The organism is Eudoraea sp. (assembly GCF_039969275.1).
In the GTDB taxonomy this organism is placed as follows: Bacteria; Bacteroidota; Bacteroidia; order Flavobacteriales; family Flavobacteriaceae; genus Eudoraea.
The window spans coordinates 209,864-224,411 of the sequence record NZ_JBDVOC010000014.1 but is presented as its reverse complement, the minus strand read 5'-3'; the positions used below and the strand labels follow the sequence as shown (position 1 = coordinate 224,411).

Annotated in this window: 11 protein-coding genes; 6 read left to right on the top strand and 5 right to left on the bottom strand. The window is 37.2% G+C overall.

Features of this window, described 5'->3' with window-relative positions; genetic code table 11:
• The first annotated feature begins 77 nt into the window (after positions 1 to 77).
• Together ABJH90_RS13150 and ABJH90_RS13145 are read left to right on the top strand one after the other, a co-directional pair.
• The gene (locus tag ABJH90_RS13150) at positions 78 to 842 is read left to right on the top strand and encodes an exodeoxyribonuclease III (RefSeq protein ID WP_348141345.1); all 765 of its coding nucleotides are present in this window, start codon (positions 78 to 80) and stop codon (positions 840 to 842) included.
• A 74-nt stretch (positions 843 to 916) separates the two neighbouring features.
• Entirely contained in the window at positions 917 to 1,957 is a 1,041-nt protein-coding gene (locus ABJH90_RS13145) for an aldo/keto reductase (RefSeq protein ID WP_348141347.1), read from the top strand.
• 68 nt (positions 1,958 to 2,025) lie between these two features.
• On the opposite strand, the gene radA is transcribed toward ABJH90_RS13145, so the two are convergent.
• From radA to panC, 5 genes are all read right to left on the bottom strand, one after another.
• On the bottom strand, positions 2,026 to 3,387 hold the full coding sequence (gene radA / locus ABJH90_RS13140) for a DNA repair protein RadA (RefSeq protein ID WP_348141349.1): 1,362 nt from the start codon (positions 3,385 to 3,387) through the stop codon (positions 2,026 to 2,028).
• 115 nt (positions 3,388 to 3,502) lie between these two features.
• Entirely contained in the window at positions 3,503 to 4,648 is a 1,146-nt protein-coding gene (locus ABJH90_RS13135) for an alpha/beta hydrolase-fold protein (RefSeq protein WP_348141351.1), read from the bottom strand.
• A 27-nt stretch (positions 4,649 to 4,675) separates the two neighbouring features.
• Entirely contained in the window at positions 4,676 to 5,641 is a 966-nt protein-coding gene (locus ABJH90_RS13130) for a lysylphosphatidylglycerol synthase transmembrane domain-containing protein (RefSeq protein ID WP_348141353.1), read from the bottom strand.
• Between the two features lie 2 nt (positions 5,642 to 5,643).
• Positions 5,644 to 5,994, bottom strand: coding sequence for an aspartate 1-decarboxylase (gene panD, locus ABJH90_RS13125; RefSeq protein WP_299158607.1), 351 nt, complete (start codon positions 5,992 to 5,994; stop codon positions 5,644 to 5,646).
• Between the two features lie 13 nt (positions 5,995 to 6,007).
• The gene (panC, locus tag ABJH90_RS13120; protein ID WP_348141356.1) at positions 6,008 to 6,856 is read right to left on the bottom strand and encodes a pantoate--beta-alanine ligase; all 849 of its coding nucleotides are present in this window, start codon (positions 6,854 to 6,856) and stop codon (positions 6,008 to 6,010) included.
• Between the two features lie 103 nt (positions 6,857 to 6,959).
• Between panC and ABJH90_RS13115 the strand changes: the two genes are divergently transcribed.
• From ABJH90_RS13115 to ABJH90_RS13100, 4 genes are all read left to right on the top strand, one after another.
• Entirely contained in the window at positions 6,960 to 7,769 is an 810-nt protein-coding gene (locus tag ABJH90_RS13115) for a glycogen/starch synthase (protein ID WP_348141358.1), read from the top strand.
• A 5-nt stretch (positions 7,770 to 7,774) separates the two neighbouring features.
• Positions 7,775 to 9,601, top strand: coding sequence for a DUF4270 family protein (locus ABJH90_RS13110; protein ID WP_348141360.1), 1,827 nt, complete (start codon positions 7,775 to 7,777; stop codon positions 9,599 to 9,601).
• Between the two features lie 115 nt (positions 9,602 to 9,716).
• The gene (gene glmS, locus ABJH90_RS13105) at positions 9,717 to 11,564 is read left to right on the top strand and encodes a glutamine--fructose-6-phosphate transaminase (isomerizing) (RefSeq protein WP_348141362.1); all 1,848 of its coding nucleotides are present in this window, start codon (positions 9,717 to 9,719) and stop codon (positions 11,562 to 11,564) included.
• A gap of 194 nt (positions 11,565 to 11,758) precedes the next feature.
• Complete coding sequence (locus ABJH90_RS13100; protein ID WP_348141364.1) at positions 11,759 to 14,545, top strand: TonB-dependent receptor; 2,787 nt, start codon at positions 11,759 to 11,761, stop codon at positions 14,543 to 14,545.
• Positions 14,546 to 14,548: the final 3 nt, after the last annotated feature.

The following is a 14,548-nucleotide window of genomic DNA, read 5'->3' as shown; positions in this document are numbered from 1 at the left end:
GGCCTAAGTTATAGATTAAAATACACTTTGCAAGTTGAGTTAAACATTCACTATTTTTGAAATTAAATTAAATTGATTTGAAAATAGTTTCATACAATGTAAACGGTATAAGGGCAGCCCTGAACAAAGGTTTTCTTGAATGGCTCAAACAGGTAGATCCTGATGTGATTTGTCTTCAGGAAATCAAAGCAATGAAAGAGCAGTTAGATATTAGTGTTTTTGAAAAAAGCGGATATTTTCATAATCACTGGTTTAGTGCCCAAAAAAAAGGATATAGCGGAGTTGCTATTTTGTCTAAAAAGCAACCGAACCACGTCGAATATGGAACCGGAATAGATTATATGGATTTTGAAGGCAGGAACCTTCGGGCAGATTTTGACGGGCTATCTGTAATGAGTATGTATCTTCCTTCGGGAACCAATCTGGCCAGATTGGATCTTAAATTGAAATATATGGCAGATATGCAAACTTATATAGATAAGATCAAAACAAAACACCCCAACCTTATTATTTGCGGGGATTACAATATTTGTCATCAGGCAATTGACATCCATGATCCGGTGAGAAATAAAAATGTTTCAGGTTTTTTACCTGTTGAAAGGGAATGGATTAATAGTTTTATTGAAAGCGGGTTTATAGACAGCTTTCGGTTTTTTAATAAAGAACCACATCATTATACCTGGTGGAGTTACAGGGCAAATGCTCGTAATAATAATAAAGGATGGCGCCTGGATTATGGCATGGTCAGTCGTTCTCTGGAGCATAGACTAAAACGTTCTGTTATACTTTCGGAAGCAAAACACAGTGATCATTGCCCAATTCTGGTTGAATTACATAAATAATTAAAGTACTCTTAATAAAATGTAAACAAGGGAATTACTAAATTTGTCTGGTCAAAAAAGAATAGTGTTTGCTTATGATATATAAAAAATTACCTCATACGAATTTAGAAGTTAGTAAGATTTGTTTGGGTACTATGACCTGGGGCCGTCAGAATTCAGAAGAGGAAGGACATCAGCAAATGGATTATGCAGTGGATCAGGGAATAAACTTTTTTGACACGGCGGAACTTTACCCTATTCCGGCTCATCCCGACAGATATGCGGATACAGAGAAAATAATTGGTAACTGGTTTAAGAAAACAGGGAATAGAGATAAGATTATTTTAGGCACAAAGATAGCGGGGAAAGCAGATTTCACGAAGTTTATCAGATCAACGGGTTTTAGAAGGGAAACCTTAATTGAAGCGGTTGAAGGAAGTCTGGAACGACTCCAAACAGACTATATCGATTTATTTCAATTGCATTGGCCCGAGCGTTCTACCAACTATTTTGGAAAAAGAGGTTATAAACATGATCTGACAGATCATTGGCAGGATAATATTCACCAGGTATTGGAGACTCTCAGGGATCTAATTAGTGAAGGTAAAATAAGACATGTAGGACTTTCAAATGAAACACCATGGGGAACCATGCGCTTTTTAGAGGAAAGCAAAGTACACTCCAGTTTGCCCAGAATGATTACTATACAAAACCCTTATAATTTATTAAACCGCCAGTTTGAAGTAGGGCTTTCGGAAATTTCAACACGAGAAAATATAGGCCTTTTAGCCTATTCTCCTTTGGGATTTGGAGTTCTTAGTGGAAAGTATATGGGCGGCATGAAGCCTGCAAACGCCAGGATTACCTTATTTCCAGCTTATAACCGGTACATTAGTGGCAATGCAAACCAGGCTACTCAGGAATATTACAAACTTGCCCAGGAGCATGATATTTCACTTACGAAAATGGCACTTGCATTTGTGAATTCAAGACCATTTGTAACCAGTAATATTATTGGTGCAACATCTATGAAACAGCTGAAGGAAAACATATCCAGTATTGAAGTTGATCTCTCTGATGAGCTTATAAAGGGCATTGAAACAATTCATAATAATATACCCGATCCCGCTCCTTAATTTTATTTAACAAGGGAGTATATCATCATTTATAGTTTGAATAATACTTAAATCTAAATAAGATTATTTTAAATAAAGAGTTTGTTAACTACATCCTCAATTTTAGAGACCAATACAATATTTATTTTTGTATTCTTAAGTGAAATTTTATTGTTCTTTGAAACAAAAATTGTCGAAAACCCAAGTTTATCGGCTTCTAGAATTCGTTGTTCTACTCTTTGTACGGGTCTTATTTCACCAGCCAGACCTATTTCTGCAGCGAAACATAAATTTCTCTCTATTGGAATATCTGCATTGCTAGACAAAATAGCAGCGATTACTGCAAGATCAATGGCGGGATCGTCTACAGTTATTCCCCCGGTAATGTTTAAAAACACATCTTTTGCTCCAAGTCTAAAGCCAGCTCTTTTTTCCAAAACAGCCAGTAACATATTCAGGCGTTTGGCATTATATCCCGTGGCAGAGCGTTGAGGAGTGCCATAGACTGCTGAACTTACCAAAGCCTGAATTTCTATCATCAAAGGTCGCATGCCTTCTACAGTGGAAGCAATAGCTGTACCACTAAGTCCTGAATCACTTTTTGAAAGTAATACCTCTGAGGGATTATTTACCTCCCTAAGCCCATCTCCTTGCATTTCATAGATGCCCAACTCTGCCGTTGATCCAAATCGATTCTTCAGTGCCCTTAAAATTCTGTAAACATAATTACGGTCACCCTCAAATTGCAAGACTGTATCTACCATATGCTCCAAAATTTTAGGTCCTGCTATATTTCCATCCTTTGTAATATGGCCGATTAAAATTACAGGTGTATTGGTTTCTTTGGCAAATCTTATAAGTTCAGCAGCGCATTCACGAATCTGAGATATACTGCCTGCAGAAGATTCTATATAATCTGAGTGGAGGGTCTGAATTGAATCAATGACTACTATATCAGGTGCAATATCATTTATCTGTTTAAAAATATTTTGGGTCTTGGTTTCAGTAAGTATATAGCAGGTTTGATTATTGGGTTGAATCCTCTCTGCTCTCATTTTTATTTGCTTCAAACTTTCTTCGCCCGAAACGTATAAGGTCCTTAAGTTGAGTCTTAAAGCAATTTGCAGCAATAATGTGCTTTTACCGATGCCGGGTTCTCCACCCAATAGAACCAGTGAGCCAGGGACCAAACCTCCGCCTAAAACCCTATTAAATTCTTTATCGTAAATGTCCAGTCTAAATTCTCTGGAAGCATTGATCTGTCCAACCAAAACGGGCTTCGAAGTAATTGCCTTGGTATCTTTGACGCTTTGCCAGGGAATATCCTTTTCTTTTTGGATTATTTCTTCTACGATGGTATTCCACTCTTTACAGGCACCACATTGTCCCACCCATTTGGCGTATTGTGTACCGCAATTCTGACAAAAAAAAGCTGTTTTAGTTTTAGCCATTTGAACCTAAGCTGGTTTTGGCTAAAGATATTGTGGTTACTATAGAAATCAAAAGAATGTTGATACTTTAAATAGCATTCCGTATTAAAGTACAAAAGATTACAGCGGGATTGTTTTAAAAGCCAAAGTCAGCTTTTAAAGCGTCCATTTTTTCCAAAGCCATTTCCTTTGTCAGAAAATCGATCTCTTCCATCGCGAAGGCTTTCTCGAAAGTTCGCAGTGCTTTTTTGCCCTCTCCCAATTCTTCATAATACTCCCCTTCAAAATAAAATCCGAGCATTGTAGTTGGGAATTCTTCTTTACACAATTCCGCTAGGGGTTTTAAAGACTCATAATCATCTTTTTTCCTGCTTGCGGCATATATGGCCATAATATCATTTAATTCAACTTCTTTTCTAAACCCAAATAACTCTTCAATAGAATTGTATTTATCTTCCAAATATTTATAAACGGGTTCTTCTGATGTAAGGATATTTTCTTTGTATTCTTTTGGACTAATTGGTTTAAACATTTCGAACATGCTTCCCCAGGCCTTCCCAATTCCATATGTTGCAATAGATACCTCATTGGCTGTTGGATATTCATCAAAATGATAGTTGAAACCAACTTTATCTATGCTTTTTAATGCCTTGTCCATTTGTAATATGGCATTTCTGCTATCATTCCGTTCTCCACCAATAATTAAATGATAAAAAATTTGTTGATTTATTTCACTAAGTCTGGCGGGTACTCTGTTCTCCATTTCTGTTGCCAGATAAGGAGATATGCTAATGAACGCATTGAATAAGGATTTTTCTTTGAATAAATAATAATTCCCAAAGTTTGCAGTAATGTCGTAACCAACAAACATAGTAAAAGGAGCCGTATTGTATGTGGTCTTAAGGTAAGGAATGAGTTCCATTCCAAGAAATTCAAAAAATAATTTACCTTTTTCTGTAGGTAGTCCCGAGCCCTCTTCAAAGGCACAATCTTCCCATCTTAAATCATTCTCACTCTGAAAAACACCAACAATTATGGTCTCTGGAGTCCCTTGAAAAGTGCTGTAAAATTTAGAATTCGCGACCACCTGATCAAAAAGGTATTCTCCGTCCAGAACAACCACTAAAGGATATTTTTTCTCAGGGCTATAATCTTCAGGGATATAATATTTTACATCCCTTCTCTCTTGAAGTTTAAAGGATTCAAAAATCTCTTGTGTTATTTGTGCTCCCAAACCGGTACAGAACAGTAGTGTAGCAAATAGAAAAAAATTACGTATCATGCCAAGGTATTTGAAAACAGCTTTATGCTATTTATTCCTGTTCAATAACGGTAAGAGCAGGAAAGATATTGCACCAAAAACCACGACCATAAGAGTTTGTGCTATCCACATAATCCAACCAAACGCATTACCGGAAACAGCTGTAATACCAAAAATGGCTAAGGATTTACTTACTGCGATAGGGTAAAGGCCTATGCCTCCATTTGTGGTAGACATCGCAAAAGCACCGGCAACGAAGGCTACGAGTAATTGCCCAAATGAGAGATCAATAGTTTCTGGCACGGTAAATTTTATGACCCAAAACATAAGAAAATAAGCACCCCAAATAAAAATAGTGTGAAACACAAAGGCCCATTTCTTTTTCATTTTAAATATACTTAAAACACCGTCTAATAAACCTTTGATAAAGTCCCTGATTTTAATGGCAAATCTTGAACTTGACCGTCTTAAAAAGCCCATGATGAACAATAGTCCTGTAAAGGCTACGCAAAGAAAAATTAGGGTAGTTGTAAACCCAACACCCTTTTCTTCAAAGAAGGCAAGTATTATTTCGGTCTGTGAAAAAAGGGCTATTAGAATTATTAGAAATAACATCAGCAAATCTACTACCCGTTCGGTTACAATTGTCCCAAAACCTTTTTGGAAAGGAACATCCTCATAGGTTGCAAGGGCAGTGGCTCTTAATACTTCTCCTGACCTCGGGATACCTAAATTAGCAAAGTAAGCCATCAAGATGATGAAAATATTGTTAGAGACCTTTGGGGCATACCCTAAGGGTTCCAAAAGATAATTCCATCGGATCGCCCTAGAAATATGGCTCAAAATTCCTATAAATACAGAGATTCCTACCCAAAACAGGTCAGCTTCTTTGATGTACCGGATTATTTGTATCCTGTCTTCTTCAGAAGTAATTCTATATGAATACCAGACTAAAAAAACTCCCAAAGCAATTGGGAGTATGATTTTTAAGATCTTTTTCAGTTCTTTAGTCAAGACTATTTTAATAGATTAGTTTCTTCATCAGGGAATACTAAAGCCGGATTAAATTTTTTAGCTTCTTCAATATCCATTCGGGCATATGTAATCAAAATCAGAATATCACCTACCGCCACTTTTCTGGCCGCAGCACCATTTAGGGTTAGTTCACCCGTACCCCTTGGTCCTGGAATAACATAGGTCTCCAATCGTTCGCCATTATTATTATTGACAATCTGAACTTTTTCACCTTGAATAATATTTGCAGCATCCATAAGATCTTCATCTATAGTAATACTTCCTATATAATTAAGGTCAGCTCCGGTAACGCGAACCCGATGTATTTTGGATTTGACAACTTCTATTTGCATGGCACAAAGTTAATTAATTAAGGGCTATATTATCTATGAGGCGCACCCCGTCAACATAAACTGCTATAAAGGCCCTATATTTTGTATTTTTTTGTTTTCTTTTTATAGGATTTAAAGTTTCCTGATCAGTAATTTTTACATACTCTAAATCGAATTCAGGCTGTTTACCAAATTTATTTTTAACCCAATTCATTACGTTTGTAGCACTTTTCGTGCCAAATATTTCTTTGGCAGCCAAAAGTGTTTCATAGATAAAAGAGGCTTTGATTCTTAAGTCTTTTGGCAGTCTTTCATTTCTGGAACTCATTGCAAGTCCGTGAGGTTCTCTGACAATTGGGCAGCCAATAATTTCAATTGGCATATTGGTATTTTCAATTAATTTTTTAATGATTAATAATTGCTGAAAATCCTTCTCTCCGAAATAAGCCTTATTTGGCTGAACAATAGAAAAAAGCTTTTCCACTACCGTTGCAACACCCAAAAAATGATTCGATCTGTATTTCCCTTCCATTGTCTTGTCTAAGCCATCAAAATCGTATTCCTTTGAACTGATGTTGTTAGAATACAATTCTATTGCCGATGGGGTAAAAACAATTAGTTCCTCTGAAACATTTTTTAGAGATGCAAGATCTGCATCTAATGTGTCGGGATATTTTTTTAAGTCATCTTGATTATCAAATTGGGTAGGGTTTACAAAAATACTGACTACAACCACCTTTGTTTCGGAGATGGCTTTTTTAATTAAGGAAAGATGTCCTTTATGCAATGCTCCCATAGTTGGAACCAAACCAACAGTTGTTGAAGTATTTTTTAATGTGGCCAAATGAGCTATTAGTTCCTTTTTGCTACTGAATAACAACATAATCAATTTTAAAAGCCAGCAAACTTACTATAATTACTGCTATTCTACATTATTTTTGTAATTTTGCAGCTATGTTTTTCCGATAAACAAAATACATTGTTTTATGAATGGTAAAAAGATATTGTTTGTATCTTCTGAATTAGTGCCCTATTTACCAGAGAATGAAGTTTCCTTAATGTCTTACGAAACGCCAAGAATGGTCAATAGTAAAAAGGGCCAAATAAGAATTTTTATGCCAAGATATGGCAATATCAATGAGCGGAGGCATCAGTTGCATGAGGTAATCAGACTTTCTGGAATGAACCTCGTCATCAATGATATGGACATGCCGCTTATTATTAAAGTTGCTTCAATACCTCGTGAGCGTATACAAGTCTATTTTATAGATAATGAGGAGTATTTTAAACGCAAAGCTACCTTTACCGATGAGAATGGAGAACTATTCCCTGATAATGATGAAAGGGCTATTTTCTTTGCAAAGGGAGTAGTAGAAACAGTAAAAAAATTGAATTGGACACCAGATATTATCCATGTTCATGGATGGATGGCTTCACTTTTACCATTATACTTAAGAACCTACTACGCAGATGAACCACTTTTTGCCGACAGTAAAATTGTAACCTCAGTTTATAGCAAGGGTTTTGATGGAAATCTGGATGGTAATATGAAGAAAAAAATATTATTTGATGGGATTACTGAGGATAGTATCTCCCATCTAGAGTCTCCTACCTATAATAATTTGTTAAAAGTTGCTGTAGATTTTTCTGATGCCATTATTTTAGCAGCCGAAGAAATATCAGAAGATTTAAGTGATTATATTACCAACCTCCAAAAACCTCTGTTGCCATATGTTCCTTTGCAGGAATTTGAAGAAGCATATGCAAACTTTTATAGCACTGAAGTTTTAAAATAGGCCTCATGAAGATTTTATTAAAATTGGTATTCTCTGCAATTGCAGTTTTGGTACTTATGTTTAGTGCCGTTTCATGTGATGAAGACCTTACCACAATTGGAGATGGTGTTATTGGAGACGATCCTTTTAGGACAAACAAAGCGGTATATGACGTTTTTGTATTTAACAAAAAAATCAATGCAGTTGAGACAAACCAACTTCCTATATACCAGATTGGAACATATATTGATCCGCTTTATGGCAATACCGAGGCGAGTATAACTTCTCAACTAAGACTGCAAGGGGGGATTGGAAATCCATCATTTGGACTTTTTTCGCAGCAAGGAGAAGATGATTCGGTATCAAACCCCGAATCAACTGCCATTGAAGAGAATGAAACTGTTAAAGAGGTAATTCTATATATCCCTTACCTTCAAAACCCAAATGGAGACAGCGACTTAGATGGTGTACCGGATACTTTGGATGCAGACCCGGAGGACCCTAATAGTGATAGTGATGGAGATGGTCTTACCGATAATGATGAAAGAATACTTGGAACAAATCCGCTTAATGATGACACTGATGGTGATGGTATAGGAGATAGTGAAGATACTGATACCGCTGTAAATAGGTATCCCCGAAAAGTTGACCTTGACAGTATTTATGGAAACCGGGAAGCTCCTTTCAATTTTAAAGTAGAACGATCAACTTACTTTTTAAGAGATTTGGATCCGGATACAGGGTTTCTGGAATCACAGGAATACTATTCAACTCAGGAATTTTCCCCTGATTTTGTTTCTGACGTACTTTATGACGGAGAGGTAACCATATCAGATGAGGAAACATTAATATTTCCCGAAGACGACCCCGACACTGAGGCGGACGAATCTCTAAATGAACCCGAGCGAATTCAACCGGGTATTCAGGTAGTTTTGGATCCTGACTTTTTTCAACAAAATATTTTGGATAAGGAAGGCCAGTCAGAATTATTAAGTCAGGCTAATTTCAGTGATTTCCTTAGGGGATTGCACTTATCTGTTTCTGCCATTACCGATGATATTCTGCTTATTCTAGACGTGACTGATGCCACAATTACAATAACTTATGATTACGATAAGCAGGAGGATGCAGAAATAGTTAAGGAAGAAGCGGAGTACCAATTGACATTAATTAGCAGAGATTTAACTTTTGGAACAATTATTGGCAATGCGGTTAACACTTTAATAAATGCACCATTTCCATCTGAGATTACAAATAATTTGGATACAAACGAAAGTGCAGATAGGATATATCTCAAAGGAGGTTCAGGATCCTATGCGGAAGTCCAATTGTTTGAGGAAAATAACGGAGAGGATATTCTAAATGAGATCAAAGCAAAAAATTGGATTGTTAATGAAGCCAACCTCATCTTTTATGTAGACAGAGATAAGTTGGATATGGCAGGCACGATTAATGAACCCCCTGCATTATATCTTTTTAATTCGGAGACAAACAACCCTATATATGATCTAAGAGTGGCTAGTGATCCTGATCTCAGAACCAGAATTAATATAAATTATGGCGGGTCTTTGGAAAAAGAGAATAACAAAGGGGTCCAATATAAAATGAAAATAACCAATCATATTAATGATATTTTAATTAGAGATTCTACAAATGTCACTCTAGGCCTCTCTGTAACTGCAGATTTGGCAACTATTACTTCTAAAAATGCGGTGCTTGACTTGACTGAAGATGATTTACCGGTTGCGGCCACAATTACTCCTTTAAGTACCATTCTTTTCGGCAATAATGTTCCTGTTGAAGAAGAGGATATGAAGCTAAAGTTAGAGATATTCTATACCGAGCCAAATTGATATGATTACTTAATACCACTTACAGTATTTTATCGTTATATAACCGAATTTACAGGAAAGTTTGCTTTTCTTCTTGTAAATTTGCTCATCTACTAACTGTTTAATTAGTAATTGTATGTGTGGAATTGTAGGATATATTGGTAATAGGGAGGCATATCCAATAATTATGAAGGGCTTGCAACGGCTTGAATACCGAGGGTACGATAGTGCAGGAATTGCTTTATTCGACGGGAATAAGATTAATCTCGCTAAAACCAAGGGTAAAGTCAAAGATCTGAAAGAAAGGTCCGAAAGTAATATTCCCTTAAATGGGAGTGTTGGCATCGGACATACAAGATGGGCAACCCATGGAGTTCCTAACGATGTAAATTCACATCCACATTATTCAAATTCCGGAAATCTTATAATTATTCATAATGGGATTATTGAGAATTATGAATCCATAAAACAAGAGCTAACTAAAAGAGGCTATACCTTCGAATCTGATACAGATACCGAGGTTTTGGTCAATCTTATTGAAGAAGTAAAGAAAAAAGAAAATGTACTTTTAGGAAAAGCTGTGCAGATTGCATTAAACCAGGTAGTTGGTGCCTATGCGATTGCCGTTTTCGATATTCAAAAGCCAGATGAAATTGTGGCAGCCAAATTGGGTAGTCCATTGGCAATAGGTATTGGAGAAGATGAATTTTTCATAGCTTCCGATGCGTCACCTTTTATAGAATTTACCAACAATGCGGTTTATCTGGAAGACCAGGAAATGGCCATAGTGCGTCTTGGCAAAGAAATTAAACTTCGAAAAATAAAGAATGATGCAATAGCTTATCCTTTAGTGCAGGAGCTTCAATTTAATCTAGAAGAAATTGAAAAGGGAATGTATGATCATTTTATGTTAAAGGAAATTTATGAACAACCAAGTGCTATTAAAGATACTTATAGAGGAAGATTACAAGTTGATCAGGGCATAATAAAAATGGCCGGGATTGACCAGAATCTTGAAAAATTTCTCAACGCAAACAGGATAATTATTGTGGCATGCGGAACTTCCTGGCATGCCGGGTTGGTAGCAGAGTATATATTCGAAGATTTGGCAAGAATACCTGTTGAGGTAGAATATGCATCAGAATTTAGATATAGAAATCCTGTAATTACAGAAAAAGATGTGGTTATTGCCATTTCGCAATCCGGTGAAACTGCCGATACATTGGCGGCGATTAAGCTGGCTAAAGAGAATGGAGCATATGTTTTTGGGGTATGTAATGTCGTTGGTTCTTCTATTGCACGGGAGACTCATGCGGGCGCATATACACATGCGGGGCCGGAAATTGGTGTGGCTTCAACTAAAGCATTTACTACTCAGATAACAGTCCTGACACTAATTGCTCTTAAAATCGCAAAAGAAAAAGGTAAATTTTCTGAATCTAAGTTTCGAGAATTCCTTTCTGAGTTAGAAAATATACCAAGTAAAGTAGAAAAAGCGCTTCAATCTAATCCATTGGTTGAAATTATTGCAAATGAATATAAAGATTCGGAAAATTGCTTATATCTGGGCAGGGGTTATAACTTTCCCGTAGCACTCGAAGGAGCACTTAAGCTCAAAGAAATAAGTTATATCCACGCTGAGGGATATCCCGCCGCCGAAATGAAACACGGCCCTATTGCACTTATTGATGAACAAATGCCTGTTATTGTAATTGCTACCAACAAAGGTCATTATGAGAAAGTAGTTAGTAATATTCAGGAAATAAAATCCAGAAAGGGAAAAATTATAGCCATTGTTACAGAAGGTGATGATCAGGTAAAAGAACTGGCAGACCACGTGATAGAGGTTCCTGAAACACTCGAATGTCTCATCCCGCTTTTAACAACCATACCCCTACAATTGTTATCTTATCATATCGCCATAATGAGAGGATGTAATGTAGATCAACCTCGTAATTTAGCGAAATCGGTTACGGTAGAATAACTTAGTTCTATAAATCATAACTAAAAGGCGGCCATAAAACTGGTCGCCTTTTTTAATTAAATTATTGAATTATGAGGTTTTGAAGTATTAATTTGCGAAATTAATACTATATGGACCTACTTTTTTTTCTTTTTACATTTTCAATTTAAAAAATTCTGTATCTTGGCTATATACTAATTTAACTCAAAATTAACATGAGAAGAATCTTTCTTTTTTCCCTACTGATGTTGGGCTTTGGAGTCTATTCACAGACAACCGTGAATGGAAATGTAACGGATGAAAATGGCCAACCTGTTCCGGGAGCCAACGTGGTTATAGTTGGGAAAGCAATAGGAACAACCTCCGATTTTGATGGTAATTTTGTTCTTGAAACTTCTGAAATACCTCCCTTTCAATTGAGGATAACGAGCATTGGATATTCGGAGGCGACAGCAGATGTTACGGCGAATAATCAAACCATTTCTGTTACCCTTGGCGAGACACAAACATTTTTGGATGAGGTAGTGATCTCAGCTTCCAGAACACCGGAACGGATTTTTGAATCTCCGGTTACAGTAGAACGCTTAGGCATAGAAGCAATAAAGAATACCACCGCAGCAGATTTTTACGGTGGATTGGAAAATTTAAAGGGGGTTGATATAAACACCAACAGTTTAACCTTTAAATCAGTAAATACCCGGGGTTTTGCAACCTTTGCAAATACACGTTTTATGCAATTGGTAGATGGGATGGATAATTCTACCCCTGCCTTGAACTTCCCTATTGGCAATCTGGTTGGTTTAATTGAAGCGGATGTACAAAGCGTTGAATTATTACCTGGAGCATCTTCGGCTTTATACGGTGCAAATGCTTTTAATGGGCTTCTTTTTATGCGAAGTAAAAGCCCATTTGATTATCAAGGAATTAGCGCTACTATTAAACAGGGCATTACCTCACAGGAAGCAGCCGGGGATAATAGTTATACTGATTTTGGTATAAGGGCAGCATATAAGTTTTCTGATAAATTTGCGGGTAAAGTGAACTTTGGCTATCTCAAAGGAACAGATTGGGCCGCTACAAGCGAAGTAGATAAGTTTGACCCTACTCGTACCAGGGCAGATCTGAATTATGATGGTATTAACGTATATGGCGATGAAGTGTCCGCAGACATAAAAAGTGTTGCTGTTACGCTTGAGGGCCTTGGTATATTACCAGAAGGAGCTAATGCCTTAGTGCCATCAGTACAGGTAAGTAGAACCGGATATAATGAAGCGGATCTCACCAATTATAATGCAGAAAGTATCAAAGCGGATTGGGGCTTGTATTACAGACCCGTAGTAGGAAATAGTCTCGAAATCTCCTATGTAGGTAAAGTTGGCACAGGATCAACTATTTACCAGGGCACAAACAGATACAATATTAATGGGTTTTTTCAGGAACAACATAAGCTTGAAGTTAGAAACGATAATTTTTTCCTGAGGAGCTATTTAGTGGCGGACAAGGCTGGGGATTCTTATGATATGGTTTTTACGGGAATAAACATCAATAGAAGATGGAAAGATGATAATACATGGTTTGGTGAATATGCCGGAACCTACGTAGAGGCTACCTTAGGGGGTGCCACTGATGCACAAGCGCATGCCGCGGCCAGAGCACAGGCAGAATCTGGTCGTTATCTACCGGGTTCACCAGAATTTCAGAGTGCCTTTAACAGTGTTATAAAGGATCCTGATCTCGCCACGGGGTCGCAGTTTAGGGATGCCTCTAAATATTATCACACCAATGGAAACTACAATTTCAGCCATTTAATTGATTGGGCAGATATCCAACTCGGAGGTTCCTTCAGACAGTACAGTTTAAATTCGTTTGGAACAATTTATACGGATTATGATGGTCCCATTGATTATTCAGAATATGGTGTCTACACTCAAATCCAGAAGGATTTGGAGTTAAATGAACAATTGAAGCTCAAGCTTACCGGATCTATTCGTTATGACAAATCGGAATTTTTCGATGGGTTCTTTTCACCCAGATTATCCGCCGGACTTACTATTAACAGGAATCATAATGTACGGGCTTCAGTCCAAACAGGATTTAGAAACCCTACCACCCAGGATTTGTTCATAGGCTTGGACGCAGGAAGAGCCATCCTGGTGGGTTCGGCCCCGGATAACCTGGATAGATACGTCAGGGACTACGATGTAAGTGGCGGTGGACAAGCATTAGGACAACCGGCAACGATTACCCAAACAGGAGCGGCCGCTTATAATAATTCATATTCTCTCAGTTCCGTGCAAACACTTGGGCAAACTGGTGACCCTGGTGATTTAAGAATCGCCAATCCCGATCTGGTAAAACCGGAACAGGTAACTTCATTTGAGATAGGATATAGAGGAAAAATAGACAAAATAATCATCGATTTTAGCACCTATTATAACAACTATAAGGATTTCATTTCTCAGGAAGTAGTTGTAGCACCATTTTACGGAACTGTTGGAGATGGAGCACTCTCGGTAGCAGCTATTAGTAATGATGACTTTCAGCCCTACAGTGCCTATACAAATTCTAATGTGGATGTAAACTCCTATGGGGCATCCCTGGGATTATCGGCAAAAGTATTTGGGAATTTTGATCTTGGGGGAAGCTATACTTTTGCGAAACAGGATTTTGATCAGGAGGCCAATCCTGATTTTATGACAAGTTTCAACACGCCGGAACATAAATTTAAAGCGTCCTTTGGCCATCAGGAACTTTTTGAAAACTTCGGATTTAATATTGCGTATAGATTTAGTGATGATTATTTCTGGGAAGCAACTTTTGGCAATGGGGTTGTTCCTGAGTTCCATACCCTCGATTTGCAGATAAATTATCGGGTTCCCGGAATAAAATCAACATTTAAGGCAGGCGGCACCAATATTCTTGGAAATGAATACTTTACTGCTTTTGGAACTGGCTTTATTGGCTCTATTTATTATCTGTCTTGGGCAATTAATACTTTATAATAT

Coding starts and splice junctions, on each gene's coding strand:
- ABJH90_RS13145 (WP_348141347.1), top strand. CDS start 917: ATGATATATAAAAAATTACCTCATACGAATTTAGAAGTTAGTAAGATT.
- radA (WP_348141349.1), bottom strand. CDS start 3,387: ATGGCTAAAACTAAAACAGCTTTTTTTTGTCAGAATTGCGGTACACAA.
- ABJH90_RS13135 (WP_348141351.1), bottom strand. CDS start 4,648: ATGATACGTAATTTTTTTCTATTTGCTACACTACTGTTCTGTACCGGT.
- panD (WP_299158607.1), bottom strand. CDS start 5,994: ATGCAAATAGAAGTTGTCAAATCCAAAATACATCGGGTTCGCGTTACC.
- panC (WP_348141356.1), bottom strand. CDS start 6,856: ATGTTGTTATTCAGTAGCAAAAAGGAACTAATAGCTCATTTGGCCACA.
- ABJH90_RS13115 (WP_348141358.1), top strand. CDS start 6,960: ATGAATGGTAAAAAGATATTGTTTGTATCTTCTGAATTAGTGCCCTAT.
- ABJH90_RS13110 (WP_348141360.1), top strand. CDS start 7,775: ATGAAGATTTTATTAAAATTGGTATTCTCTGCAATTGCAGTTTTGGTA.
- glmS (WP_348141362.1), top strand. CDS start 9,717: ATGTGTGGAATTGTAGGATATATTGGTAATAGGGAGGCATATCCAATA.
- ABJH90_RS13100 (WP_348141364.1), top strand. CDS start 11,759: ATGAGAAGAATCTTTCTTTTTTCCCTACTGATGTTGGGCTTTGGAGTC.